The sequence below is a fragment of the Paludibacterium paludis genome (genome assembly GCF_018802605.1).
Lineage (GTDB): Bacteria > Pseudomonadota > Gammaproteobacteria > Burkholderiales > Chromobacteriaceae > Paludibacterium > Paludibacterium paludis.
Genome location: NZ_CP069161.1, coordinates 2,469,482 through 2,495,337 on the forward strand (window position 1 = coordinate 2,469,482; position 25,856 = coordinate 2,495,337).

Below are 25,856 nucleotides of genomic sequence, written 5' to 3' on the forward strand. Positions count from 1 at the left end.
AAGCCTAGCAGATTAGTATTACCTTTTCCATCCGGATTAAACATAAATAACGTAATCTATTAGACCATGCTGGATCCCAAATTGCTCGAGGCATTGCAGGCCGTCGTCGAATGCGGCGGCTTTGAAAAGGCGGCGCAGCGCCTGTTTCTCACCCAGTCGGCGGTCTCCCAGCGCATCAAGCTGCTGGAAGAGCGGCTTGGCCAGCCCGTGGTCACGCGCACCTCGCCGATCGACACCACCGTCGCGGGGCGACGGCTTTTGCGGCATTTCCACCAGCTGTCCTTGATGGAAAAGGATCTGCTCGACACCCTGCAGGTCACCCGCACCGACTCGGCTTTCACCATGCTCGCCATCGGCGTCAACGCCGACAGCCTCGCAGGCTGGTTCCTGCAGGCCGTCAAACCGTTCCTGAAGCGCCACCCAGTGGTGCTCGACCTTTTGATGGACGATCAGGACTACACCCACGAACTGATGCGCAACGGTCATGTCGCGGGCTGCGTCAGCACCCGCGCCCAGGCCGTTCAGGGCAGCGAATGCCGGCTGCTCGGCCACGTCCGCTATCTGTGCCTGGCCACGCCGGCGTTCCGCGACAGGTTTTTTTCCAGCGGCATGACGCCCGAGGCGCTGTCGGCCGCTCCGGCCATCCTCTATGACCGTAAAAAGGATGACATGCATCATCAGTTCCTGTCCGGCACGCTGGGATTCACCGGGCACTTCCCGGCCTTCGCCCTGCCCACTCCGGAAGGCTTTCTCGACTACACCCGGGAGGGACTGGCCTACAGCCTGCAGCCAGAACTGATGCTGGCCGACGATCTGGACACGGGCCGGCTTGTCGATCTGTGCCCGGGGCTCTGGATGGACATGCCGATGTACTGGCACCACTGGCGCATCGAATCGAATCTGATCAGCGAAATAGAGGAAACACTCGTCGAGTTTGCGCTCGCGCATCTTCGGCAACCGTGAACCCTTGACAGGCGGCACGCCCGGGAGGAATATCGCTGCCCCCACCTCGCATGGAGATATCATGAGCGAACGTGTTATCGACTGGGCGCATCTCGAGCGCGAGGCGCGTGCCGCCGCCGCCCGCGCCTATGTGCCATACAGCCGCTTTGCCGTCGGCGCGGCGATTCTCACCGCCGACGGCCGGGTGTTCACCGGATGCAATGTGGAGAACGCCTCCTTCGGCCTGACCAACTGCGCCGAACGGACCGCCGTATTCACCTCGCGCGCCAGCGGCGATACCTCCGACATCCTCGCGGTGTGCGTCTACACCCCGACCGACGAACCCACCCCGCCCTGCGGCGCCTGTCGGCAAGTGCTCAACGAATTCGGTCCAACCATGCGGGTGCGCACCATCTGCCGTACCGAGCAGCGCGTCGACACCACTCTGGACACACTGCTGCCGGGGGCGTTCGGGCCTCGCAACCTCGACACAGCGGGCAACGGATAAGCGACAGGACGTGGCGGAGTCCGCCGCGTTTTCACAACGTTTCGTCTCGCCCCGCCCTGCCGCTGGCCGCTATTGACCTGGTCTTGATAACGGCCAGCGGCAGCATCCACGGTACGTTGTGCTGGCTCACCCCATTCCGAACCGGAAACCTGCGCGCCGATGAGCGTGGAACTCGCCGCCGCGTCGCCGCAAGCGTGGTTGAGAGGCAAAAAAAACGCCGGGGTGGATCATCCCGGCGTGCAGCAAATAGAGAGAATAGACTACAGGAACTTCAGAAAAACCCGTTGATCGGGAGCACGTGGCCGCCCTCCCTTCCCAACGCACTGCATAAAGAACCCGGCGCCAAGCCACGCTTCCAGCACGGCGCCCGATCCCCTATATCCTTTCATGCTCAGCTGTTGCGCTCGGCCACGCTGCCCGCGTGCGCGGCAATCAGTTCGACGCTTCCAACCTCCACGGGCTGTCCCGCGTTGCCACAGATCAGCGCCTTGCCGGGGGCGTTCGGCGCCTGGCCGCAGCTGACCGCATCGGCCAGCAGCCGGGCATTCGGCTGCAAGGCGTGACCAACCGACACGGTCAGTACGGCAAAGAAACCGGCGGAAATCACGGTGCCGGCGGCGACGGCCAGCAGATCAATCGTCTTCATGATGCGTTCCTCTTGCTGGTGAGTATTGCACTGTACCTTGCATAACACGAATCTGATTTCGAGCGTGCTTGCATTTCATCTGCCGTCAGCATAATGAAAGATACCTTGTAGTGCAAGGTATCTTTCATAGGAACCTACCTTGCATAGACAGAAATACAACACCGGGTGGGAGACATCACGATCACTCATGTCTTACCTGACCGCCTCCACCCGCAAAAAGTTCCTTTTCGCGGGTGGAGCGTCATCATTTCATCACCCCCCATCTCCAACCTGCCCGATTCGCCAGTCCCCCCGCGCCTGAAATCGACTAACACGAAATGGAGCGACGCCCGAAATGTTCACGAGTCCAGTCAGGAGATCCCATGAAAACCGTACTTGTCGTCGGAGCGACAGGCCTGATCGGCTCTCATGTCGTGCAAGCCGCGCAAACCCGCGTCAGGGTATTGCAAGCCGCCTACAGCCAGGCGCCTCTCAGGGTGGACATCACGTCCACCGATTCGCTACGCTCGCTTCTTGCCCGCGCGGGCAAGGTCGACGCCATCATCTGCACGGCGGGCAAAGCCCGTTTCGCCCCTTGGGACAGCGTGCGTGACGAGGACTGGGCACATGCCCTGGCCAACAAGCTGATGGGACAGATCAATCTGGTTCGCTTCGGCGCAGCCAGCATCCGCCCGGGCGGCGCCATCACCCTGACCACCGGCACGCTGGCGCACCAGCCAATGACCGGCAGCACCATCATCGCGTCGGTCAATGCGGCGCTGGAAGCCTTTGTGCGGGCCGCGGCGCTGGAGATTGGAAATCACGTCAGAATCAATGCCGTTTCGCCAGGCTGGCTGAGCGAAACGCTCGAGGCGCTGGGCATGGATCCGGCGGACGGTCTGCCGGCAAGCGAAGCCGCCAAGATTTATTTGCGTCAGATCGAACAAGGCGAGGCCGGAACGATCGCCATCGCCGCGAAGACACCCCGGCCGCACTAGATCGGCGAACGCGGGATGATGCTAGAATCAGGCCGTCTTCGCCACAGGACCCGCCATGTCCAAACGCAGTCTGCACTTGCGTCCCCTCTCGCCGACGGCCAATTCGAAACGCCACTGGCGTTTCTTTCCGATGCCATTCCCTTTTACGAGGCGCCGGGCGATAGACACGTGCGCCGGCTGCGGAACGGCGCCAACCCTTCGCGCTTCAACGAAATCATCGACGAGGATCCGCAAATGCGCCGGTATTTGGAAAGATGGCGCGCCCTTCCTGACGGACCGCCCGGCGTCGAGGTTTTTGACGAACTGGCCGCAGGACACCGCGGCCCGGACACCAGAGGCACTCATGCGATCGGAGACAGTCGCCCTGGCGCGAGGAATGAGGCGATGCCGGGCACGGCCGGTCGGCGGTGCCCGGGAGCGGCACTGACGGCCGCCCGAGGAAACGTCTTTCGGCTTACAAGCTGCGCTCGGCGGCTTCCACCGTCTGCTCGATGAGCGTCGCGATGGTCATCGGGCCGACACCGCCGGGCACCGGCGTGTAGGCCGAGCAGCGCTCGGCGACGGCCGACAACTCGATGTCGCCCACGCCGCCCGGATGATAACCCGCATCGACCACCACCGCGCCGTCCTTGATCCATGCGCCCTTGATGAACTGCGGCTTGCCCACCGCGCCGACCACGATATCGGCCGTCCGCACATAGGATTCGAGATCCTGGGTGCGGGAATGGCAAATCGTGACGGTGGCGTTGGCGTTGAGCAGCATCATCGCCACCGGCTTGCCGAGGATGGGACTGCGACCGACCACCACGGCGTGACGGCCGGCCAGTTCGATACCGTAATGTTTGAGCAGACGCATGATGCCGGCCGGCGTCGCCGAGCCATACGCCCTCTCGCCCATCGCCATGCGGCCGAAACCGAGCACGGTGACGCCGTCCACATCCTTTTCCAGGGCGATGCGGTCAAAACAGCGGCGCTCGTCGATTTGCGCCGGCACCGGATGCTGGAGCAGGATGCCATGCACGTCCGGATTGGCGTTCAGCCGGTCGATTTCGGCAAGCAGCGCTTCCGTCGTGGTCGAGGCGGGCAGCACGACCTTGAGCGACTCCATGCCGACACGGCGGCAAGCGTCGCCTTTCATCTTGACGTAGGTGGCGGAGGCCGGATCGTCGCCGACCAGGATGGTCGCCAGAATCGGGGACACGCCATTCGAGCGCTGCTTGACGGCGGCGACCCGCACGGCGAGTTCGGCTTCGATCTGGCGCGAAAGCGCCTTGCCATCGAGAACGGTCACTGACATCTCTTTCCTTTCAAAGACTTCATATCAAGAAAAATCCCCCGGGTGCGGCTCGGGGGATTTTTGTGCATCGGGCTTAACCAACCCATTTCCTGGCGCTGGCGAACATGCGGAACCAGGCGCCGTTCTCACCCCAGTCTTCCGGGTGCCAACTGTTCTGCACGGTGCGGAACACGCGCTCCGGGTGCGGCATCATGATGGTGAAGCGCCCGTCCCCGGTGGTCACGCCGGTGATACCCTGGGGCGAGCCGTTGGGATTGAGCGGATAGGTTTCCGTCGGACGGCTGTCGAAGTCGATATAGCGCAGCGCGACGCGCGCCGACTCGCGGGCGCCCGGCGCGAATACCGCACGCCCTTCCCCGTGGCTGACCACCACCGGCAGACGGCTGCCGACCATGTCCGTCAGAAAAATCGACGGCGACTCGGTCACTTCCACCATCGAGAAACGGGCCTCGAACTGCTCGGAAGCATTGCGATGGAAACGCGGCCAGTGCTCGGCGCCGGGAATGATTTCCGCGATGCGCGACATCATCTGGCAACCGTTGCACACCCCCAGCGCGAAAGTATCGGAACGGGCGAAGAAACGTTCGAAATCCTCGCGCGCGCGCGGATTGAACAGAATGCTCTGCGCCCAACCACCACCGGCCCCCAGCACATCGCCGTAGCTGAAGCCGCCGCAGGCGGCGAGTCCACGGAAATCGGCCAGCGACAGGCGGCCGCCGATGATGTCGCTCATGTGCACATCGACCGCTTCGAAACCGGCGCGATCGAAGGCGGCGGCCATTTCCAGATGACCATTGACCCCCTGCTCGCGCAGGATGGCGATCCGCGGACGCTTGCCGCTGGCGATGAACGGCGCGGCCGGATTGGCGTGCACATCGAAGGTCAGTTCGGCGAACAGGCCACGGGCCTTGCTATCGGTGCGCAGGATGTGCTCGCTGTCGGCGCAGACCGGATTGTCGCGCAGACGCTGCAGGTGATGCGACGTTTCCGACCAGGCCTTGAACAGGTCGGTGCGCGTTTCGTTGAAGAGCTCTTCGCCACGATGCTTGACGATCAGGCGGTCGCGGGTGTTGACCTTGCCGATCACGAACAGTTCGCGGCCGATCCCTGCGCGCATGAAGCGCGAGATCACTTCCGAGGTATGCGCCTTCTTCACCTGCAGCACCGCGCCCGGCTCCTCGTTGAACAGCACGCGCATCAGGCGGCCATGCACAGCGGCATCCTGGGTGGGCTGTACGAAGTCGTCGATATAGCGCTGGGTGTTCTGACGCTCGATCACCAACTCTTGCAGATCGATGGTCATGCCGGTGCGACCGGCGAACATCATTTCGCTCAGGGTGACAAAGAGGCCGCCATCGGAGCGGTCGTGGTAGGCGATGACAATATCGTCGGCGACCAGCGACTGCACGGTCTCGAAGAACGCCACGAGCTGGGAAGGGTCCTCGACATCGGGCGAGCGGCCGCGCATCCAGTTCCAGACCTGGCCGTAAATCGAGCCGCCCAGACGGCAGCGTCCGTAGCCCAGGTCGATCAGGATCAGGTCGGTGTCGCGATCGGGGCGCAACACCGGCGTCACCGTCTTGCGCACGTCCTCGACCGGCGCGAAGGCGGAAACCACGAGCGACAGCGGCGCGGTCACGCTCTTCTTGCCGTCCGCGTCGTCCCAGACGGTTTTCATCGAGAGGGAGTCCTTGCCCACCGGCACGCTCAGACCCATCTCCTGGCAGATCGAGGAAACCGCCTCCACCGCCTCGTAGAGTTTCGCATCCTCGCCGGGGTGCCCGGCGGCGGCCATCCAGTTGGCGGACAGCTTGACCCGGGAAATCGGTCCGATGTGGCTTGCCGCGATATTGGTCAGCGCCTCGGCCACCGCCATGCGCGCCGACGCGCCGGCGTTGAACAGCGCGGACCCGGGGCGTTCGCCCATCGCCATGGCTTCGCCGCGATGGCTGTAAAAGCCGAGCGTGGTCACCGCCACGTCCGCCACGGGCACTTGCCAGCGGCCGACCATCTGGTCGCGCGCGGTCATGCCGCCCACGCTGCGGTCGCCGATGGTGATCAGGAAGGACTTGTCCGCCACGGTCGGGTGGCGCAATACACGGTAAGCCGTTTCGCGCAGCGGGAACAGCGAGGCGTCGAAGACGCGGAACTCGCTCTCCTCGCGTGACACGTCTCGCGTCATGCGCGGCGGTTTGCCGAGCAGCACGTCAAGCGGCATGTCGACCGGACGGTTGCCGAACAGATCGTCGCGCACTTCGAGCCGGCCGTCGTCGGTCGCCACGCCCACCACGTAGAACGGGCAGCGCTCGCGTTCGCAGATGGCGCGGAACGTGTCGAGATCCTGTTCCAGGATGGCCAGCACATAGCGCTCCTGCGACTCGTTGGACCAGATCTGCATCGGGGTCATGCCCGATTCCTCGATGCGCACCGCGCGCAGGTCGAAACGCGCGCCGCGACCGGCGTCGTTCACCAGTTCCGGGAACGCGTTGGACAGGCCGCCAGCGCCAACGTCATGGATCGAAACGATTGGATTGCGCTCGCCGCGCTGCCAGCAGCGGTCGATCACTTCCTGACAACGCCGCTGGATCTCGGGGTTGCCACGTTGCACCGAGTCGAAGTCGAGATCTTCGCTGTTGGCGCCGGTGTCCATGCTGGATGCCGCGCCTCCGCCCAACCCGATCAGGAAACCCGGGCCGCCCAACTGGATCAGCAGGGCGCCTTCGGGAATGACATTCTTGCGGATCTGGCGCCCCTGGATATTGCCCAGGCCGCCGGCCAGCATGATCGGCTTGTGATAACCACGCACCTCGCCGTCGAACAGCTGCTCAAAGGTGCGGAAATAGCCGGTCAGGTTCGGCCGGCCGAATTCATTGTTGAAGGCGGCGCCGCCGATCGGCCCCTGAATCATGATGTCCAGCGCCGACGCGATGCGCTCGGGCCGGCCGTAGGCGCTCTTGCCGTCGACATAGCGCTCCCAGGGCTGGGTGAAGCCCGGGATGTTGAGATTGGAGACGGTAAAGCCCGTCAGCCCGGCCTTGGGCCGCGACCCGCGACCGGTGGCGCCTTCGTCGCGGATCTCGCCGCCGGAACCGGTCGAGGCGCCCGGGAACGGAGAGATCGCCGTCGGATGATTATGGGTTTCGACTTTCATCAGGATATGCGTCGGCTCCTGATGATAGGCGTAGACATTGTTCGCGTCGGGATAGAAACGGCCCGCCTCCGCGCCCTCGATCACCGAGGCGTTGTCGCTGTAGGCGACAAGCGTGCCTTCCGGATGGGCCTCGTGCGTGTCGCGGATCATGCGGAACAGCGACTTTTCCTGTTTCACGCCATCGATGATGAATTCGGCATTGAAAATCTTGTGGCGACAATGCTCGGAATTGGCCTGAGCGAACATCATCAACTCGACATCGCTCGGGTTGCGGCCAAGGCGCACGAAACTATCGACCAGATAGTCGATTTCGTCGTCAGACAGGGCGAGTCCCAGGTCGGCATTGGCGTCGGCCAGCGCATCGCGTCCGCCAGCGAGCACGTCCACCTGGCGCATCGGTTGCGGGGGCACGTGAGAAAACAGGCGTTCGGCATCGTCGAGGGAGCCCATGACCGTTTCGGTCATGCGGTCGTGCAATTGGGCGATCAGGGTGCCGCGCTCGGCATCGGTCAGGGACCGCGCGGCGGCGACATGATAGGCCGTGCCGCGCTCGATGCGCAACAAGCCGTCAAGACCGCAGTGCCGGGCGATGTCGGTGGCCTTGGAGGCCCAGGGCGACAGGGTGCCCAGGCGCGGGGTCACAAGAAAGAGCTCAGCGCCTTCGGGCGCGTCCGGGGCCGCATCGCCGTAGGCGAGCAGCGCCGACAACACCTCCAGCTCGCGCTCGCCAGGCTGCGTCTTAACCTCGGCGAAGTGCCAGAATTCCGCCGTCACGGCCAGATCGGGCAATCCCGATTCGCGCAGCGACGCGAGAAGTTTATCCAGACGGAACTGGGACAGGGCGGTGCCGCCCCTGAGCTTGAGAATGTGAGACATTCAGCACCCGCGACAAGTATCAGGAAGCGCGTAATAATACAGCAAAACGGCACCGAATTTAAGGCCGACGGCATCATGCCTGTCCGATTAAATCAAATTTTCAGCGAATTTCCTGAAAAATACCGGGAGTACCTTGACATGAAGAAAATTGAAGCGATCATCAAGCCCTTCAAACTCGATGAAGTTCGCGAAGCGTTGTCCGACATCGGCATCAACGGATTGACGGTGACCGAGGTCAAAGGATTCGGCAGGCAAAAAGGCCACACGGAGCTTTACCGCGGCGCCGAATACGTGGTGGATTTCCTGCCCAAGGTCAAGGTGGAGGTGGTGCTGGACGACTCGCTGACCGACCGCGCCATCGAAGCCATCGTCAACACCGCCCGCACCGGCAAGATCGGCGACGGGAAGATTTTCGTGACGCCGGTCGAGCAGGTGGTGCGCATCCGCACCGGGGAGACCAACGAAGACGCGGTCTGAGCCCCCCCAAAAAAACGGACAGCCCGCGAAGAACGCGGGCTGTTGTCGTGTCGGCGGAGCGGCCCGGACTTACTTCCAGAACTTCCACCAGGGCAGCTCTTCCACCGCCCATTTGCCCTGCAGGTAGGCGCTCTTGGGGAAAGTCGCCGCCAGCACGCGGCGGTTGTCGTCGGACAGTTTGGTCAGACCGAGGCGCCGGTAGGCCTCGACGGACAGCGCCAGCGCTTCTTCCACATAGCGCGTGTTGGCGTAATCCTTCACCACGCCCTGGGCGCGGTTGACCGCCGCCACATAGGCGCCGCGCTTCATGTAGTAGCGGGCCACATGCATTTCGTGTCCGCCGAGCGCGTCCACGAGCTTGTTCATCTTGTCCAGCGCGTCCGGCGCGTAACGGCTGTCAGGATAGCGCACGGTCAGCTCGCGGAAAGCGAGGAAGGCTTCTCGCTGGGCCTTGGGATCGCGTTCGCTCATGTCCTGCCCGGCCCACTTGCCGAGCAGACCCGAGTCGTCATTGAAATAGACGAGACCCTTCAGATAGTAGATATAGTCCAGATTCGGATGGGTCGGGTGCAGCTTGATGAAACGGTCGCACGCGGTAATGGACAGGGCCGCCTCGTTGTCCTTGTATTGGGCATAGGCGATATCCATCTGGGCCTGCTGGGCGAAGCGTCCGTACGGATAGCGCGCTTCCAGCGTTTCGTATAACTTGACAGCCCGGTTATAATTACCGCTATTCAGTTCATCATGGGCTTCGGCGTACAGTTTTTCCACGCTCCAGCCGCGCGTCTCATCGTAGGTTTCGGTAGTGGCGCAAGCGGTGAGGCCCGACACAACCAACAGTGCTGCAACGTATCTCTTCATGACCGATCCTTATTTCGATTCCGACGATTATAGCGACATCTCGGAGAACGAGGTATCCACCTCGACACGGCTTTTCGACGTTCCGCTCTCCATGGGCGGTGAACGGCTCGACGCGGCTCTCGCCCGCCTGCTTCCGGACTACTCGCGAAGCCGCTTGCAGCAATGGATCAAGGACGGCGCGGTGCTTGTCAACGGCAAGCCCGTTCCCCCGAAACACAAACTGCTCGGCGGCGACAAAATCGAGGTGGCCGTACAACAAAGCCGGGAAGAAACGTCATTCGCGCCCGAGCCGATGGATCTGCCCATCATCTACGAGGACGATCACATCCTGGTCATCGACAAGCCCGCCGGTCTCGTGGTTCACCCCGCCGCCGGCAACTGGAGCGGCACCCTGCTCAACGGCCTCCTGCACCACTGCCCGGCGCTTGCCCAGGTCCCGCGCGCCGGCATCGTGCACCGCCTGGACAAGGAAACCAGCGGCCTGATGGTGGTCGCCAAAACCGTTCCGGCTCAGACCGAGCTTGTGCGGCAGCTTCAGGCCCGCACCGTGAGCCGCATCTACCGCGCGGTGGCCGACGGCGTGGTGCCGTTCGACGGCGCGATCGACGCCAATATCGGCCGCGATCCGCATAACCGCCTGCGCATGGCGGTGGTGAAGTTCGGCGGCAAGAGCGCCATCACCCACATCCGGGTGCTGCAACGTTTCGCCAGCCATTCCTATATCGAGTGCCGCCTGGAAACCGGCCGCACCCACCAGATCCGCGTGCACATGCGCGAGGCGCGTCACCCACTGGCGGGCGACCCCCTCTACGGCAATCCCCGGCAAGCGATGCAGGACGAGGTCGCGGCCGCCGTGAAAGCCCTCGGCCGCCAGGCGCTGCATGCGTTCCGCCTGAGCCTCGTCCATCCCGCGACCGGCGAAACGATGAGCTGGGAAGCGCCCCTGCCCGATGACATGCGCCATCTGCTGGCCATCCTGCGCGGCGAATCCGGCTTCGAACAGGCCATCGAGGACGGGGACGACGACGAGGACGACTGGGACGACGACGATTACGACGTGGAGGTGCACTATGTCCGGCATTGACGGCTTCGCGGCGGACTGGCCGGCGCCGGCCAACGTGCGCACGCTGATCACCACGCGCCGCGGCGGGGTCAGCGAACCGCCGTTCGACGGCGCGAATTTCGGGCTGCACGTGGGGGACGACCCCGAGGCGGTCCGCCGCAATCGCGAACTGTTGCGCCGCGATCTGCCCGCCGAACCCGCCTGGCTCAACCAGGTGCACGGCACGACGGTCGTCGATGCCGCGCGCGCGCAAGACATGCCCGACGCGGACGCCAGCGTCGCCCGGGCGCCCGGCGCGGTCTGCGTGGTGATGACCGCGGACTGTCTGCCGGTGCTGTTGTGCGATCGCGAAGGCACCGTGGTGGGCGCCTGCCACGCCGGCTGGCGCGGCCTCGCCAACGGCGCGATCGACGCGACGGTCCGCGAAATGGGCGTGCCGGCCGGCTCGCTGATGGCCTGGCTCGGCCCCGCCATCGGCCCCGATGCGTTCGAAGTCGGCGGCGAGGTGCGCGAAGCATTCATCGCCACCGATCCCGCCTGCGTCGACGCGTTCGCGCCGATCGGCGACGGCAAGTTCCTCGCCGACATCTACCGGCTCGCCAGGCTGCGCCTCGCGAAGCTCGGGGTCGGCGATGTGTCCGGCGGCGACTTCTGCACGGTGATCGACCGGGCGAGGTTCTTCTCCTACCGGCGCGACCGGCGGACCGGACGCATGGCGAGCCTGATCTGGCTCGATGGCGCCGGATCCTGACCGCCTGGTAAAAATTCACACAAGGGTGTGGCGTATTCGCCAATGCGTCACACCCGCGTCACACAGCCCGTCCATACTGCCTTTCCCGCCCGCCCGACCGCGCTCAGCCAAGTCCCGCGAAAATTTCTCTCCGCCTCCGATCCCGATTTGATGCGGCTTTCCGTATTTTTGCCTTGTGTCAAGACTTGAAGCCTCCCTCTTTCACCACTAGAATTTGCGTCAGCGTGACTGAAATACCGCATATATTGTGTTTACCCACAGGCCGCGCACAGGTTTTCAACAGAATTGTCCACAAGCCCGGATTGCTGCGAAAAAACATCGAACGATGAACGCGGGCTGAAGGCCGATACCACCCAACAGAGGGCAACATGCAACTGACCACCTTCGAAGGGCAAACCGCCGCCGAACTCGGACGCGCCGCCGCACCTTCCGCCGATTACAGCCAGTACAAGACCATCCGCCGCAACGGCTCCGTCGTGCCGTTCGAGCCGGTCAAGATTTCCATCGCCACGACCAAGGCGTTCCTGGCTGTCGTGGGCGGCCAGGGCGCCACCTCGGCCAGCATCCGCGACAAGGTTGCCCAGTTGACCGAGATGGTGGTCGGCGCGCTGATGCGCAGAAAACCCGAAGGCGGCGCGATCCATATCGAAGAGATCCAGGACCAGGTCGAACTCGCGCTGATGCGCTCGGGCGAGCACGACGTGGCCCGCGCCTACGTGCTCTACCGTGAAGAACGCACCCGCGAGCGCGCCGCGCGCGGCGAAGCGCTCGCCAACGTGACCATCAACGTGCTGCGCAAGAACGGCGCGCGCCAGCCCCTCGATATGGCCCGGCTGCGCGCAACCATCGAGTCGGCCTGCGCGGGCCTTGCCGCCACCGACGTGGACGCCATCCTCGGCGAAACCCTGAAGAACATCTATGACGGCGTGCCCGAGGAAGAGGTCAACAAGTCCTCCATTCTCGCCGCGCGCGCCCTCATCGAGCAGGATCCGGCCTACGATTACGTGACCGCGCGCCTGCTCCTGAACAACATCCGCCTGGAAATCCTCGGCGAAGCGGTCAGCCAGGAAGAGATGGGTGCCCAGTACGCCGCCTACTTCCCGCAATACATCGCCCGCGGCATCGAGGCCGAGCTCCTTGACGAACGCCTCGGCGAATTCGACCTCGCGCGTCTTGGCGCCGCGCTCAACGCCGACCGCGACCTGAAGTTCGGCTACCTCGGTCTGCAAACCCTGTACGACCGCTACTTCCTGCATGTCGACGACGTGCGCATCGAAATGCCCCAGGCCTTCTTCATGCGCGTGGCGATGGGCCTGTCGCTCAACGAAGTGGACCGCGAGACGCGCGCCATCGAGTTCTACAACGTGCTGTCGACCTTCGACTTCATGTCCTCGACGCCCACCCTGTTCAACTCCGGCACGCGCCGCAGTCAGCTCTCCAGCTGCTACCTGACCACCGTGGGCGACGACCTGGACGGCATCTACGAAGCCATCAAGGAAAACGCCCTGCTCTCCAAGTTCGCCGGCGGCCTCGGCAACGACTGGACCCCGGTGCGCGCGATGGGTTCTCACATCAAGGGCACCAACGGCAAGTCCCAGGGCGTGGTACCGTTCCTGAAAGTGGTCAACGACACCGCCGTGGCGGTGAACCAGGGCGGCAAGCGCAAGGGCGCGGTGTGCGCCTACCTCGAAACCTGGCACGCCGATATCGAGGAATTCCTGGAACTGCGCAAGAACACCGGCGACGACCGCCGCCGCACCCACGACATGAACACCGCGAACTGGATTCCGGACCTGTTCATGAAGCGCGTGATGGAAGGCGCGGACTGGACGCTGCTCTCCCCGTCCGAATGCCCGGATCTGCACGATCTGTTCGGCGCGGCGTTCGAGAAGCGCTACCGCGAATACGAAGCGATGGCCGAGCGCGGCGAGCTGAAGGTTTTCAAGCGCATTCCCGCCCTCTCCCTGTGGCGCAAGATGCTCACCATGCTGTTCGAGACCGGCCATCCGTGGATGACGTTCAAGGATCCGTGCAACATCCGCAGCCCGCAGCAGCACATGGGCGTGGTGCACAGCTCCAACCTCTGCACCGAGATCACGCTCAACACCAATGACGACGAGATCGCCGTGTGCAACCTGGGTTCGGTCAACCTCGCCAACCACATGAAGGACGGCAAGCTCGATGGCGAAAAGATCGGCCGCACGGTGCGCACCGCGATGCGCATGCTCGACAACGTGATCGACATCAACTTCTATCCGGTGAAGAAGGCGCGCAACGCCAACCTGAAACACCGCCCGGTGGGCATGGGCATCATGGGCTTCCAGGACTGCCTGCACATCCAGCGCATTCCGTACGGCTCCGACGCCGCCGTCGAGTTCGCCGACGAGTCGATGGAGCTCGTGGCCTATCACGCCTACTGGGCGTCGACGGAGCTCGCCGCCGAGCGCGGCCGCTACCCGTCCTACAAGGGCAGCCTGTGGGATCGCGGCATCCTGCCGCATGACAGCCTGAACCTCCTGGCGGCCGAGCGCGGCGGTTATCTCGAGATCGACCGCACCGAGCGCCTGGACTGGAACGCGCTGCGCGAACGCATCCGCGAGCACGGCATGCGCAACTCGAACTGCCTGGCCATCGCCCCGACCGCGACCATCGCCAACATCATCGGCGTGTCGGCGTCCATCGAGCCGACGTTCCAGAACCTGTTCGTGAAGTCCAACCTGTCCGGCGAGTTCACCGTCACCAACGAGTACCTGGTGCGCGACCTGAAGAAACTCGGCCTGTGGGACGAAGTGATGGTCGGCGACCTGAAGTACTTCGACGGCAGCCTTGGCCGCATCGACCGCATTCCGGCGGAGCTGAAGAGCATCTACGCGACCGCGTTCGAAGTGGATCCGAAATGGCTCGTCGAAGCCGGCGCGCGCCGCCAGAAGTGGATCGACCAGGCCCAGTCGCTGAACCTCTACATGGCGGGCGCCTCGGGCAAGAAACTGGACGAGCTTTACAAGTTCGCCTGGACGCGCGGTCTGAAGACCACCTACTACCTGCGCACCCTGGCGGCGTCGAACGCCGAGAAGTCGACCGGCCGCGGCGGCGAACTCAACGCGGTGCCGGTGACGGGCGGCTACGCGGAAGCCCGCGCCGAGGAAATGCTGCCGGCGACCGACGCGAAGTTCTGCTCGATCGACAACCCGGATTGCGAGTCCTGCCAGTAACCTCCCATCTTCAAACCGGTCCGTACGGGCCGGTTTCGGGATGGCGGGATACGCCCAACCCTGCAAGGGACATGATCATGAGCGCAACGCTTTATACTTCGCTGGGAATCGGAAACGACGGTGCGGCGCGCACCCTCGCCGACCGCACCGTGGTGGTCAATGTGGCCACCCGCGGCCTGACCGGCCAACCCGACGACGCGACCGGCACGATCGCCGTCGCCCAATCCCCCGGCGGCAATCCGCTCGGTACCGAGCTGTGCGCGGTGCCGCAGGCCATCGCCCTGCCCAACTGAACCACCCTCACCGATTGAAGCGGCCCGACGTGGCCGGACCAACAGAACAAATCAAGGAAACCGTGATGCTGAATTTCGAAGAACCGTCGGCAAAACAGCCGGCCGCCGGCACCAACTCGATGGATATCCACGGCACCCACCGGGTGAACGTGGTCGACAAGCGCGTCATCAATGGCACCACCGACGTCAACCAGCTCGTTCCGTTCAAGCACAAGTGGGCTTGGGAAAAGTACCTCGCCCAATGCGCGAACCACTGGATGCCGCAGGAAGTGAACATGCAGCGCGACATCGAGCAATGGAAAACCGGGCAGCTGAGCGAAGACGAGATGCGCATCGTCAAGCGCAACCTGGGGTTTTTCGTGACGGCGGACAGCCTCGCGGCCAACAACATCGTGCTCGGCACCTACCGTCAGATCACCTCCCCCGAATGCCGCCAGTTCCTGCTGCGCCAGGCCTTCGACGAAGCGATCCACACCCACGCCTACCAGTACATCGTCGAGAGCCTGGGCCTCGATGAAGGCGAAGTGTTCAACGCCTACCACGAAATCAAGTCGATCCGCGACAAGGACGAATTCCTGATCCCGTTCATCGATGTGCTGACCGACCCGAGCTTCAAGACCGGCACCCTGGAAAACGACCAGAAACTGCTGCGCTCCCTGATCGTGTTCGCCTGCATCATGGAAGGCCTGTTCTTCTACGTCGGCTTCGTGCAGATCCTGGCCCTCGGCCGCCAGAACAAGATGACCGGCGCCGCCGAACAGTACCAGTACATCCTGCGCGACGAGTCGATGCACTGCAACTTCGGCATCGACCTGATCAACACCGTGAAAATGGAAAACCCGCAACTGTGGACCGAGAGCTTCAAGGCCGACATCACCCAGCTGTTCAAGGTGGCGGTCGAACTCGAGTACGCCTACGCCGAGGACACCATGCCGCGCGGCGTGCTGGGCCTGAACGCCAGCATGTTCAAGGAGTACCTGCGCTTCATCGCCAACCGCCGCATGCAGCAGATCGGCCTCGAACCGCTCTTCCCGGGCGTGACCAACCCCTTCCCGTGGATGAGCGAGATGATCGACCTGAAGAAGGAAAAGAACTTCTTCGAGACCCGGGTCACCGAATACCAGACCGGCGGTGCGCTGAGCTGGGACTAAGAGGTGTTGTCAGAAATCGGAAAGGTTGAAATTTTGTAGTCAAAGTTTGCAATTTCCGATAGCCAAAGCATGAAATCTTGCTTTGGCCAAAGAAAAGGCCCTGTTATTACAGGGCCTTTTTCATAGCGTGATCGGTAGTATCAAAAATTGGAGTGAGTTCTCACCGAAACATTGGCATGTATCCGCCTCCGCCCCTTCCCGATTATCCACATCGCCGTGGCACGCTCAATCGGGGTCAGAAGCCAGGTGCGAGAACATTTTGAAATTGCCCGGCACGCCGCGAACCATGCGATAAGCACGTAATAACCCTTCATATTGATACCCGCACCTCTGAAGCACGCTCTCCGAGCGTGCATTCGTTTCCAGTGTCGTACCTTGAATGCGCAGAAAACCACGTGTGCGGTGCGCCCATGCCGTTACTGTACGACACACCTCGGTACCGATGCCTCGACCCCAATACTGAGGAGCGAGATCGTAGGTGATCTCGGCACTTCTGTTCACGTCAGAGATGGTATGAAAACCAATGACACCAACCAGTCGACCTATTTTACGATCCACGATAGCCAACCGAATAGGCGACGTGGGTGTGAAAAGCTTAGCGGAATCGACGAAAGGCTCCAGGTCTTTCTCCGATTGAAGATTCCAACTCGTAAATTCGTTCACCTCCGGCATGCGCAAATATGCATACCAATCAGCCACATCTTCTAGCGCCAATTGTCGCAGGTAAAATCCATTCAAATTCAGCTCTGGCGGCAAATCTACAATTACACTAGCCTCCCATTCATTCAATTCCACTAGAACTTGAATATCTCCCCAGCTTGACGAGTTCAGGGTTGGCTTTGGTGCATTTGGTACGAGTGCGTTTCAGTTCGGTCATTACGGCGCCTTCGATACAGTAGTGTGCGGCCAAATGCCCATTCACACAAAATTATGTACACCTTCCCGTGCACAGTGGCTGTAACGTAAATCCGCTTGAAAAAAGGGGGAACCTCCCTCTGTTCAGGATTTATGCAACAGTGCCCAACAATAACAAACATTCAGATAAAATATTGTGCTATTTTAAATGAAAAAATATTTACTTCTTTTTAGCCACCACATCGCCACGAACAATCCATGCTCAAACGCATCCTCTCCGCTTTGGGCGGCAAAAATTCTCCCTCTACCGTTAGAGGACCTATTTCCCCAACTGAGGAGGCAAATAACGAGCCCATTACGGTCTATGATGCCTACGGCCGAGAGCTCAAGATCACGCGCAGCGAGTGGCGTGACAAAGTTTTCCTGCCGAACCTGCAACAGAAGTGGAATGACGCAGCCGAGATTTACAACCTGATTATCTCTGGTATTAACGATGGCTTCGCAACAGACCTGCTGGCTGCAACTGAGCGCTTGCTGGAGATTGACGGCATTCCCGAGCGCAGCCACTCGGTCCGTGGCATCGTGTTAATGAAAAACGGTCTGCTTGACGAAGCAGAAGACGTGTTACGCAAAGGAATCACGAAAGCTGGCGCAACCGCTACTCTCCTGACCAATCTGGCCAAGGTGTTTGCTGAACGAGGAAATCAGCCCCGCGCCGACGAAATCCTCTGGCAAGCGGTACAAACCGATCCAAATATGGATAATGGCCTGCTCTGGTGGGCCGCCATCCAACGGGAGCGCGGTGGCGAAGCCGGTTATTTGCAGGCTCTGCATACAGCAGCAGCACTGCCCGGCAGCTGGCGCGCAAAGCTATGGCTGGCCCGCCATCATTTAGAACACAAGGCGATCGAAGCCGCCCGTACTCTGTACACCGAAGTGCTTGCTGCTGGCTTATACGACAGCGGTACACTAACGATGATCTCCGGTGACTTGGGCAATAATGGCCAAGTTCCCCTGATCTTGGAGCTGATCGGCCCGATCTACAATGAGCACCAACATGACCCGGTGACAGGCCTTAACCTGTTGAAAGCCTATCATCAGCTCGGCAAGGTCGATGAGGGCGAAGCTCTACTTTCTCGCATGTACGCGCTGGGCTTGGCACCTTTCAAGCAGTATCTCGATCAATGCGCTCAAGCCTTCCAGGAAATGCGCAAGGAAGCTGAACAAGACAAGCCGTTTGATCCGGATAGTCTGAAAGTTGCCACCCTTGCCCTGAATCAGCCAATATGGCATTACGGCCTGCGCAATGCGGACTGGCTCTTCGCGCAGAAACCTGAAGATGCCCCAAGAATAGGCTTCTTCGCTTTTTCAAAAATCATGGACGGACACGAACGCGCCGAATCTCAACGGGAAGACGATCTTGGACGTCTCACGCGTGCCATTCCGCTCTATCTGGCTGAGGCTGCGCACTACTGGAGCGACTACGCCAGCAGCTTCTTCATCCAGATCGTTGAAGACGGTGGCCCGGTTGTATCGGGCGATGAAATCGATGGCAATGCGCTCTTCGATATAGCCCCGCCCGAGATGAAGTACTTCGTAACGGGAAAAATTGGTAGTTCCGGTGAGGGCGATGCCACTGAGTGGCAGATTTCCCTGAGCCTCTGGGACTGTGGTACCCGTGCCAAGCAAGCCAGCGAAAGTGGTAAGGCAATTCAGGCGGAACTCGGAGCCATGATACTCGTGCTGGAGAAGCGCCTGCTAGCCCGTATCGGCCTTAAGCGTGCGCAAGCATTGGATACCTTCTATCAGCACCCCAATGCCGAAGTTATGCCGGTATATCTGACCGAGCTTGGGCAGGCTTTTATTCTGATGCTTTTAGCTAGCAAACACATATCCAAGTCCGTTTTGTGGGGCGAGCGTTCCATGCTCGACTGGCCTCTCAATATGGCGCTTCATTGGCCGACGGTAGAAACACCAAAGCTAATGTATTTGTCCGGATTGGGCAAAGCGTTTGATTACAAATCCGACGTCCTTGCCGAGTACAAGGAACGCAGCCTGCAGCTGCTACGTGAAGCAGGGCAGTCGAATAGCCCCACAGCACGCCTCGCGCCACTGGTATGGAAAATATTCGGCATGTCGGATGAGCTCAACGCGCACATGGAGGCTCAGCCAACGAATGTCGCCTCAACATATCAGGCGTGGCTGCAAAGAATTTCAGAGGGGTAATGAATCGCTTGTTTCGCAGAGGTTCCCAGCTCGCGTCACTTCGGATTTTGCATGATCGTTCGCCCGAAAGCACGGCTGAAGATCCGCGCAGGCGCCTCCTCGAGCACAGAGGTCACCGTTCGGAAGCGATCGGCCAACCTCGCGCACCATCCTGTTCAGGGGCGCCCTGCCCGGCTTGGGGCTCACTCTGACTTTGTCGTGAACGCCCTATTCCGGACAGTTACGCAGGCAACCGTTTTTTGACCTTCGCGCGGGCCGGCGAATGCCCGCCAACCCGCGTTCCGTTCACCACTTGTAGCTGGCGGTAGCGGAGACGTTGCGTCTTTCGCCGTAATAGCAGGCAGACAGGCTATAGCACGAGGCCACGTAGGTTCTGTCGAACAGGTTGTTGGCGTTCAGGCGCAGGCTGACACCCTTGAGCCCCGGGCTGAACCGCGCCAGATTAACGCGGATCGACATGTCGAACAGCGTGACGCCCGGGATTTCGGCCGTATTGGCGCTGTCGGCCCACATGCGGGAAATGTAGCGCACACCGCCGCCGATCCCCACGCCATTGTCCGCGGCGTAGTCCGCCCACAAGGAGGCCTTGCCTCGCGGCGCCAGATACGGCGTTTTCCCCTGCATCGCCCCCTGCGTCACCCTCATGTCGGTATAGGTATACCCGGCGAGCAGCGACCAGTTCTTGCCGAACTTCCCATTGGCCTCCAGTTCCACGCCGCGCGAGCGCACCCGGCCCACCGGGTCGTACGAGAACGTGGTCGGGTTGTACTGCGCGACGTTGTCCTGCACCAGGTTGTACACCGCCGCCGACAACAGCGTTTTGCTACCCGGGGGCTGGTAGCGCAACCCCAGCTCGCTCTGACGGCTGACAAGCGGTTTCAGGATATTGCCGCTGCGGTCGGTAGCGTAGGCCATGCTGGGGTCGAATCCCTCCGAATAGCTGGCGTACGGAGACACGCCGTTGTCCGCCAGATACACCATGCCCAACCGCTTGCTCAATCTGGAGCCGGACCATCGGGTGGTCATGTCGGCTTGCGGGTTGGTATCCGACACCGCGGCATGGTCCTGCCGAAGCCCCAGGGTAAGACGCCATTTGTCCATGGCCAGCTGGTCCTGCACATACACCCCGGTCTGGGCGCGATGGCGCCGGAAATGCGTGGGTCGGAACGGCGTTTGGCTATCGTCGTACACCGGATTGTTCACGTCGATGGTCGTACTCGGATACTGGTAGGAGTTGTAGCCGTTGTTATGGCCCTTCTGGTAATCCACGCCCAGCAGCAGCGTGTGCGCCAAGTCGCCGGTCCGCAGCCGCCCCTGCAGCTGATTGTCGACGATGAAGGACTCGGACCTTTCGTGGGCTTGCGCGTACGAGCGCATCAGTTTGCCGGGGGCGGCCGATGACCAGCCGATTTGCGAGAACTGCCTCAGGTCGGCGGTGGAGGTCTGGTAGCGGAAATTCTGGCGCAGCGTCCAGTCGCCGCTCAAGGCATGCTCCAGCTGATAACCATAAAACTGCTGCCGGCGCGACATGCCGTCGCCGGGAGAGCTTTCGTTAAAATGGGTGGAAATGCGCTGGCCATTGTGATCGACCACCGTCCCCTCGTACGGCAAGGCGCCGTGGTAACCGGTTTTGGGCTGGTTTTGCAGATAGGCCTGCAGCAGCACGCTGGTGGTGCCGTTCATCTTCCACAGCAGCGACGGCGCCAGGGTATAGCTTTCGCTCTTCGCATGATTCTGCTGTTCGTCCGCGGCGGAGCCCTTGGCCACCAGCCGATAGGACAGGTCGCCACCGCCGCCGAGCGGTCCGCTCAAATCGATGGCCGCCGAGCGTTGCCGGCGATTGCCCGCCGTTACCTCGATCGCGTGGTAGGCATCGGGCAGCGGCCGCTTACTGGTCAGCGCCACCAGTCCGCCCGGAGAGGCCTGGCCATACGTCACGGAGGCCGGGCCCCGGATCACGTCCAGCCTCTCGAGAAAGAACGGATCCACCTGGAGGGTATTGTAACCGTCCGGGTCGCCCACCAGCCGCAAGCCGTCCAGGAATTCATTGGCGGTGGGATGATCGCTGAAACCGCGCAGCACGATGTAGTCGTAACGGGTGGTGCTGCCGACCGCGCCGGTGAACACACCGGGCGTGTAGCGCAGCGCCTCCGTGACGGTACGCGGCTTCTGATCGTTCATTTGCTCGCGGGTCACGACCGATATCGCTTGCGGAATCTCCTTGAGCGGAGTATCGGTTTTGCTTGCGGAAAGACTGGAGGATACCTGGTAGCCCTGCGTCGGCTGGTTGGCGCCGGCATCGCGATTACCGGTGACCGTCACGGTCTCCAGCACGGTTTCACTCACCTTGGCGGCGTGCGCCAGCGGCACGGCCAAACCCAGCCCAGTGGTGCAAATCACGCGGCCAAACCGCTTGGCCAGGCACAGCATCTTGGATGACGACATCAAAAGCGACCTCTGTTTTGCGATAGATCAAATGATAATGATTTCCATTAGCAAAAAAGTCAAACCGTGGTCCCCGTCCTTCGTACAGGTGTTGTTCTGTGGTATTTTTCGCATCAAATGATATTGATTATCATTTATTTTCATGGCAACATCGCCGGGAAATCACGTTGAAGCCGACGCACTCAACCGAAAGGAAAGAAAAATGTCCTGTCTCATCTAACCCCTCGAGGAAGACATGGTGAAGCCCCAGGACTCACTTTCGCCGGACCCCCGACCGACCGGCACAGACAAGCCGCAGTCCGCCGTCCACATTGACCGTTTCGCCCATTGCCGCGCGAACCGCGCCGCCGCATTCAACTGAGGAGCACCACATGGACAACACCGTGCATGACTTCATCGGTATCGGCCTTGGGCCGTTCAATCTTGGCCTCGCCTGCCTGACCGAGCCGCTGCGCAGGGTCAAGGCCCTGTTCCTGGACAAAATGGAGAGCTTCGACTGGCATCCCGGCATGATGCTGGAAAACGCCACGTTGCAGACGCCTTTCCTGGCCGATCTTGTCACGCTGGCCGATCCGACCAGCCGCTACAGCTTTCTCAACTACGTCAAGACCAGCGGCCGCATCTACTCCTTTTACATCAAGGAAAACTTCTTCCTGATGCGGAGCGAATACAATCAGTACTGCCAGTGGGCGCTGCGTCAATTGTCCAATGTGCGACTGGGACACTATGTGGACCGGGTGGAGTACGACGAGGCTTCAAGGCTCTATCACGTGCACTGCCTCGATCTGCGCGGTGGCGGGCGGCACCGCTATCTCACCCGCAAGCTGGTTCTGGGAACCGGAACCACTCCCTGCATTCCGGAGTGCTGCCAGGCGCTGGGCGATCAGGCGAGCCATAGCGCCAGCTACCTGCAGGACAAGGCCGAGCTGCAGTCCGGGCGCTCCATCACCATCGTCGGAAGCGGACAAAGCGCCGCCGAGATTTACTACGACCTGCTGCGGGACATCGACAGCCATCACTACACCCTGCACTGGTTCACCCGCGCACCGCGTTTCTATCCGCTGGAGTACAGCAAACTGACCCTGGAGATGACATCCCCGGACTATATCGACTACTTCCACAGCCTGCCGCCGGTCACGCGCGACCAACTGATCCATGACCAGAAGAGTCTGTACAAGGGCATCAACAGCCAGCTAATCAACGCGATTTTCGATCTGCTGTATACCAAGCGACTGACCGGTGAAGTGCCCACCAGCCTGCAGACCAACGCGGAACTGCGCCGTTGCGGCTTCAACCGCGACACGAACGAGTTCGAGCTGACCTTTTTCCAGGAAGAGCAGCGGCAGCACTACCGCCACCGCACCGCCTCCCTGGTGCTGGCCACCGGCTACACCTACCGGCTGCCCGCGTTCATGGACCCTCTGGAACACCGTATCAGCCGGGACAGCAAGCAGCGGCTCGATGTCGCGCGCAACTACAGCGTGGACAGGAACGGCGGCGAGATTTTCGTGCAGAACGTCGGCCTGTACAGCCATGGCCTGGCAACGCCGGATCTGGGCATGGCCTGCTATCGCAACGCCTACATCCTGCGGGAAATCACCGGGGAAGAGCATTACCCGCTGGAGAAAAAAATCGCCTTTCAACAGTTCGCCGTCCCGGCTCAGGAACCGGAGCGGGAGCTCGCCCCGGCATCAGGGATGGTCCACCTATGAACCCCGTTGAATTCGAACACCACTACCCGGATGTCGGCACCATGCGGCTGCGTGGTCTGGATCTGCCGGGCGACGCCAACCTTCTGCACGACTGGGTCAACCGCGACCATGCCCGTTTCTGGGGCATGCAGGGCACCTCCTTGGAAGATGTCCTCGACAACTACCGGAAACTGCAGGAGTCGGGCCATGCGCAAGCCTACCTCGGGTGGCTGGGAGATCAGCCGGCATTTCTGCTGGAAGTCTACGACCCCGGCCACGATATCGTCGGTCAGCACTACCCGGTGGAACCCGGCGACGTTGGCATGCATTTCCTGACCGCGCCGCCCACCCGGCACACGCCGGGTTTTACCCGCGCCGTGATATCGACAATCCTGGCCTTTCTGTTCCGGCACCCCGCCACGCAACGCGTGGTGGTGGAGCCCGACGTGCGCAACGCCAGGATTCATCCGCTCAACCGCTGGGCGGGCTTCGTCTACGAACGCGAAATCCCCCTCCCGCACAAGCAGGCGCACCTGGCCTTTTGCCAGCGCCGGCACTTCCTCGCCACCCAGGACAAAGGCACGCCATGAACACGGTAATGATCCCGCCCGCCAGTCAACCGGCCGAACAGGCCAGCCAGCACCTCAACCCCGAGGTCTGGGCCAAGGTCAACCGCCTGCTGTTGCGCAAGGCGCTGTCCGAATTCGCCCATGAACGGCTGCTGCGGCCGGAAGCCATCGACGCGAGCGAAGGCCGGTACCGGCTCGGCGCGCCCGGGCAAGCGATAGAGTATGGCTTCGAAGCGCGCCGCATGAGCCTCGACCACTGGCAGATCGACGCCGCCTCGATCAGCAAACGCATCAACGGCCAGGACGCGCCCCTGGACGCGCTGCAATTCATCATCGAATTCAGCGCGCCGCTGGGCATCGGTCAGGCCACCATGCCGCTCTACCTGGATGAGATCAGCAGCACCCTGTACGGCAGCGCCTTCAAGCATGGCCGCCACGCGCTCAGCGCCGACGAGCTGACCCGCGCCGACTTCCAGTCGGTGGAAACCTCGATGAGCGAGGGCCACCCGAGCTTCATCGCCAACAACGGCCGCATCGGTTTCGATGCCGTCGACTACCGTGCCTATGCGCCTGAGGCCGGGTCGCCGATACGGCTGGTCTGGCTGGCGGTGCACCGAAGCCAGGCCACGTTCTCCAGCCTCTCCGACCTGTCCTATCAGCAGCTGATGCAGGAAGAGCTCGGCGCCGCCACGCTGGCCGCCTTCGAGCAGCGGCTGCGCGCGCTGGCGCTGGACCCGGACGACTACCTGCTCATGCCGGCCCACCCTTGGCAATGGCACAACAAGCTGTCCATCGCCTTCTGCGCCGATGTCGCCCGAAGACACATCGTTTGCCTCGGCTACGGCGAGGACGCCTATCGCGCGCAGCAGTCCATCCGCACCCTGTTCAACATCAGCCGGCCCGAGAAACGCTATGTGAAAACCTCGCTGTCGATTCTCAACATGGGCTTCATGCGCGGCCTGTCGCCCTACTACATGCTGGCCACGCCGGCGATCAACGAATGGATAAAGCAGCGGATAGACGCCGACCCCTATCTGCGGGCCAACGGTTTCAGCATCCTGCGCGAAGTCGCGTCGATCGGTTTTCGCAACCACTACTACGAGAGCGCCATCGAGCAGGACAGCCCTTACAAGAAAATGTTCTCGGCGCTGTGGCGCGAAAGCCCTGCGCCACAATTGGGTCCGGGGCAAAGACTGATGACCATGGCCGCGCTGCTGCATCTGGACAACGACGGACACGCCGTGCTGGCCGCATTGATCCGCAGCTCCGGCCTGACGCCCGACGACTGGGTGCGCCGCTATCTGCGCGCCTATCTGGCCCCGCTGCTGCATTGCTTCTACCACCACGACATGGTGTTCATGCCGCATGGGGAAAACCTGATCCTGGTGCTGGAAGACAATGCGCCGGTACGGGCGCTGATGAAGGATATCGCCGAGGAAACCGCCATTCTCGACGCCAACGCCGCCCTGCCGGAAAAGATCTCGCGCCTGTCGGTCTCGGTGCCGGAGGAGTTGAAGATCCTGTCGCTGTTCACCGATATCTTCGACGGTTTTTTCCGCTACATGGCTCCGATCCTGGAAGAGCAGGCTGGCTATCCGGAACAGGGCTTCTGGCGCGCGGTGGCGGACTGCGTGCGCGACTATCAGTCCGGACGGCCCGATCTGGCGGAGAAATTCGCACGCCACGACCTCTTCGCGCCGCGGTTCACCCTGTCGTGCCTGAACCGGCTGCAACTGGCCAACAACCAGCAGATGATCGACTTGGCCGATCCCGCGAAAAACCTGAAATTCGCCGGCACGCTGGTCAATCCGATCGCCGCCTTCCGCCAGCCCGACTGACACAGGGGACACGATCATCGTGATCAA

The 25,856-nt window shown here is 61.8% G+C and carries 19 protein-coding genes; 13 read left to right on the plus strand and 6 right to left on the minus strand.

Features of this window, described 5'->3' with window-relative positions; genetic code table 11:
- Nucleotides 1–66: 66 nt before the first annotated feature.
- Both JNO50_RS11200 and JNO50_RS11205 read left to right on the plus strand, forming a co-directional pair.
- On the plus strand, nt 67–963 hold the full coding sequence (locus tag JNO50_RS11200; RefSeq protein WP_189534763.1) for a LysR family transcriptional regulator ArgP: 897 nt from the start codon (nt 67–69) through the stop codon (nt 961–963).
- 61 nt (nt 964–1,024) lie between these two features.
- Entirely contained in the window at nt 1,025–1,450 is a 426-nt protein-coding gene (locus JNO50_RS11205; RefSeq protein WP_189534762.1) for a cytidine deaminase, read from the plus strand.
- 391 nt (nt 1,451–1,841) lie between these two features.
- On the opposite strand, the gene JNO50_RS11210 is transcribed toward JNO50_RS11205, so the two are convergent.
- Nucleotides 1,842–2,096, minus strand: a complete 255-nt coding sequence (locus JNO50_RS11210) for a hypothetical protein (RefSeq protein WP_189534760.1) — start codon at nt 2,094–2,096, stop codon at nt 1,842–1,844.
- Between the two features lie 362 nt (nt 2,097–2,458).
- Here JNO50_RS11210 and JNO50_RS11215 point away from each other — a divergent pair, with 362 nt between their 5' ends.
- On the plus strand, nt 2,459–3,073 hold the full coding sequence (locus tag JNO50_RS11215) for a short chain dehydrogenase (RefSeq protein ID WP_189534758.1): 615 nt from the start codon (nt 2,459–2,461) through the stop codon (nt 3,071–3,073).
- Between the two features lie 454 nt (nt 3,074–3,527).
- On the opposite strand, the gene folD is transcribed toward JNO50_RS11215, so the two are convergent.
- Complete coding sequence (gene folD / locus JNO50_RS11220; protein ID WP_189534756.1) at nt 3,528–4,370, minus strand: bifunctional methylenetetrahydrofolate dehydrogenase/methenyltetrahydrofolate cyclohydrolase FolD; 843 nt, start codon at nt 4,368–4,370, stop codon at nt 3,528–3,530.
- 73 nt (nt 4,371–4,443) lie between these two features.
- Nucleotides 4,444–8,397, minus strand: a complete 3,954-nt coding sequence (gene purL / locus JNO50_RS11225; RefSeq protein WP_189534754.1) for a phosphoribosylformylglycinamidine synthase — start codon at nt 8,395–8,397, stop codon at nt 4,444–4,446.
- Nucleotides 8,398–8,535: 138 nt separating this feature from the next.
- On the opposite strand from purL, the gene JNO50_RS11230 reads away from it, so the two are divergent.
- Nucleotides 8,536–8,874, plus strand: coding sequence for a P-II family nitrogen regulator (locus tag JNO50_RS11230; RefSeq protein ID WP_189534752.1), 339 nt, complete (start codon nt 8,536–8,538; stop codon nt 8,872–8,874).
- A gap of 69 nt (nt 8,875–8,943) precedes the next feature.
- Here JNO50_RS11230 and JNO50_RS11235 read toward each other — a convergent pair whose 3' ends face one another.
- Nucleotides 8,944–9,735 (minus strand): outer membrane protein assembly factor BamD, encoded by a 792-nt coding sequence (locus JNO50_RS11235; protein WP_189534751.1) that lies wholly within the window; start codon nt 9,733–9,735, stop codon nt 8,944–8,946.
- Between JNO50_RS11235 and rluD the strand changes: the two genes are divergently transcribed.
- From rluD to JNO50_RS11260, 5 genes are all read left to right on the plus strand, one after another.
- Nucleotides 9,734–10,819, plus strand: coding sequence for a 23S rRNA pseudouridine(1911/1915/1917) synthase RluD (gene rluD, locus JNO50_RS11240; protein ID WP_189534749.1), 1,086 nt, complete (start codon nt 9,734–9,736; stop codon nt 10,817–10,819). The genes JNO50_RS11235 and rluD overlap by 2 nt on opposite strands.
- Nucleotides 10,806–11,549 (plus strand): peptidoglycan editing factor PgeF, encoded by a 744-nt coding sequence (gene pgeF, locus JNO50_RS11245; RefSeq protein ID WP_189534747.1) that lies wholly within the window; start codon nt 10,806–10,808, stop codon nt 11,547–11,549. The genes rluD and pgeF overlap by 14 nt, the downstream gene beginning before the upstream one ends.
- A 368-nt stretch (nt 11,550–11,917) precedes the next feature.
- Nucleotides 11,918–14,761, plus strand: a complete 2,844-nt coding sequence (locus JNO50_RS11250) for a ribonucleoside-diphosphate reductase subunit alpha (protein ID WP_189534745.1) — start codon at nt 11,918–11,920, stop codon at nt 14,759–14,761.
- 77 nt (nt 14,762–14,838) lie between these two features.
- Nucleotides 14,839–15,054 (plus strand): hypothetical protein, encoded by a 216-nt coding sequence (locus JNO50_RS11255; protein WP_189534742.1) that lies wholly within the window; start codon nt 14,839–14,841, stop codon nt 15,052–15,054.
- A 65-nt stretch (nt 15,055–15,119) separates the two neighbouring features.
- Nucleotides 15,120–16,205, plus strand: a complete 1,086-nt coding sequence (locus JNO50_RS11260; RefSeq protein ID WP_189534740.1) for a ribonucleotide-diphosphate reductase subunit beta — start codon at nt 15,120–15,122, stop codon at nt 16,203–16,205.
- Nucleotides 16,206–16,430: 225 nt separating this feature from the next.
- Here the strand turns inward: JNO50_RS11260 and JNO50_RS11265 are convergent, their stop codons facing one another.
- Entirely contained in the window at nt 16,431–17,000 is a 570-nt protein-coding gene (locus JNO50_RS11265) for a GNAT family N-acetyltransferase (RefSeq protein ID WP_215796353.1), read from the minus strand.
- A 318-nt stretch (nt 17,001–17,318) separates the two neighbouring features.
- Here JNO50_RS11265 and JNO50_RS11270 point away from each other — a divergent pair, with 318 nt between their 5' ends.
- Nucleotides 17,319–19,286, plus strand: a complete 1,968-nt coding sequence (locus tag JNO50_RS11270; RefSeq protein WP_189534738.1) for a tetratricopeptide repeat protein — start codon at nt 17,319–17,321, stop codon at nt 19,284–19,286.
- A 285-nt stretch (nt 19,287–19,571) separates the two neighbouring features.
- On the opposite strand, the gene JNO50_RS11275 is transcribed toward JNO50_RS11270, so the two are convergent.
- Complete coding sequence (locus JNO50_RS11275) at nt 19,572–21,731, minus strand: TonB-dependent siderophore receptor (protein ID WP_189534736.1); 2,160 nt, start codon at nt 21,729–21,731, stop codon at nt 19,572–19,574.
- A gap of 371 nt (nt 21,732–22,102) precedes the next feature.
- Here JNO50_RS11275 and JNO50_RS11280 point away from each other — a divergent pair, with 371 nt between their 5' ends.
- The 3 genes from JNO50_RS11280 to JNO50_RS11290 are packed head-to-tail and all read left to right on the plus strand — an operon-like array spanning nt 22,103 to nt 25,829.
- The gene (locus JNO50_RS11280) at nt 22,103–23,443 is read left to right on the plus strand and encodes a lysine N(6)-hydroxylase/L-ornithine N(5)-oxygenase family protein (RefSeq protein ID WP_189534734.1); all 1,341 of its coding nucleotides are present in this window, start codon (nt 22,103–22,105) and stop codon (nt 23,441–23,443) included.
- Nucleotides 23,440–24,012 (plus strand): GNAT family N-acetyltransferase, encoded by a 573-nt coding sequence (locus tag JNO50_RS11285; protein WP_189534732.1) that lies wholly within the window; start codon nt 23,440–23,442, stop codon nt 24,010–24,012. Before JNO50_RS11280 ends, JNO50_RS11285 begins: the two co-directional genes overlap by 4 nt.
- Nucleotides 24,009–25,829 carry an IucA/IucC family protein gene (locus JNO50_RS11290; protein ID WP_189534729.1) on the plus strand — a complete coding sequence of 607 codons (1,821 nt, stop codon included), beginning with the start codon at nt 24,009–24,011 and terminating at the stop codon, nt 25,827–25,829. The genes JNO50_RS11285 and JNO50_RS11290 overlap by 4 nt, the downstream gene beginning before the upstream one ends.
- Nucleotides 25,830–25,856: the final 27 nt, after the last annotated feature.

What these genes read in the sequence shown, in the direction of transcription:
- JNO50_RS11260 (WP_189534740.1), top strand. Translation starts at nt 15,120, where the DNA reads ATGCTGAATTTCGAAGAACCGTCGGCAAAACAGCCGGCCGCCGGCACC.
- JNO50_RS11230 (WP_189534752.1), top strand. Translation starts at nt 8,536, where the DNA reads ATGAAGAAAATTGAAGCGATCATCAAGCCCTTCAAACTCGATGAAGTT.
- JNO50_RS11290 (WP_189534729.1), top strand. Translation starts at nt 24,009, where the DNA reads ATGAACACGGTAATGATCCCGCCCGCCAGTCAACCGGCCGAACAGGCC.
- JNO50_RS11210 (WP_189534760.1), bottom strand. Translation starts at nt 2,096, where the DNA reads ATGAAGACGATTGATCTGCTGGCCGTCGCCGCCGGCACCGTGATTTCC.
- JNO50_RS11215 (WP_189534758.1), top strand. Translation starts at nt 2,459, where the DNA reads ATGAAAACCGTACTTGTCGTCGGAGCGACAGGCCTGATCGGCTCTCAT.
- folD (WP_189534756.1), bottom strand. Translation starts at nt 4,370, where the DNA reads ATGTCAGTGACCGTTCTCGATGGCAAGGCGCTTTCGCGCCAGATCGAA.
- rluD (WP_189534749.1), top strand. Translation starts at nt 9,734, where the DNA reads ATGACCGATCCTTATTTCGATTCCGACGATTATAGCGACATCTCGGAG.
- JNO50_RS11205 (WP_189534762.1), top strand. Translation starts at nt 1,025, where the DNA reads ATGAGCGAACGTGTTATCGACTGGGCGCATCTCGAGCGCGAGGCGCGT.
- JNO50_RS11280 (WP_189534734.1), top strand. Translation starts at nt 22,103, where the DNA reads ATGGACAACACCGTGCATGACTTCATCGGTATCGGCCTTGGGCCGTTC.
- JNO50_RS11270 (WP_189534738.1), top strand. Translation starts at nt 17,319, where the DNA reads ATGCTCAAACGCATCCTCTCCGCTTTGGGCGGCAAAAATTCTCCCTCT.
- JNO50_RS11255 (WP_189534742.1), top strand. Translation starts at nt 14,839, where the DNA reads ATGAGCGCAACGCTTTATACTTCGCTGGGAATCGGAAACGACGGTGCG.
- purL (WP_189534754.1), bottom strand. Translation starts at nt 8,397, where the DNA reads ATGTCTCACATTCTCAAGCTCAGGGGCGGCACCGCCCTGTCCCAGTTC.
- pgeF (WP_189534747.1), top strand. Translation starts at nt 10,806, where the DNA reads ATGTCCGGCATTGACGGCTTCGCGGCGGACTGGCCGGCGCCGGCCAAC.
- JNO50_RS11250 (WP_189534745.1), top strand. Translation starts at nt 11,918, where the DNA reads ATGCAACTGACCACCTTCGAAGGGCAAACCGCCGCCGAACTCGGACGC.
- JNO50_RS11285 (WP_189534732.1), top strand. Translation starts at nt 23,440, where the DNA reads ATGAACCCCGTTGAATTCGAACACCACTACCCGGATGTCGGCACCATG.
- JNO50_RS11275 (WP_189534736.1), bottom strand. Translation starts at nt 21,731, where the DNA reads ATGTCGTCATCCAAGATGCTGTGCCTGGCCAAGCGGTTTGGCCGCGTG.
- JNO50_RS11200 (WP_189534763.1), top strand. Translation starts at nt 67, where the DNA reads ATGCTGGATCCCAAATTGCTCGAGGCATTGCAGGCCGTCGTCGAATGC.
- JNO50_RS11235 (WP_189534751.1), bottom strand. Translation starts at nt 9,735, where the DNA reads ATGAAGAGATACGTTGCAGCACTGTTGGTTGTGTCGGGCCTCACCGCT.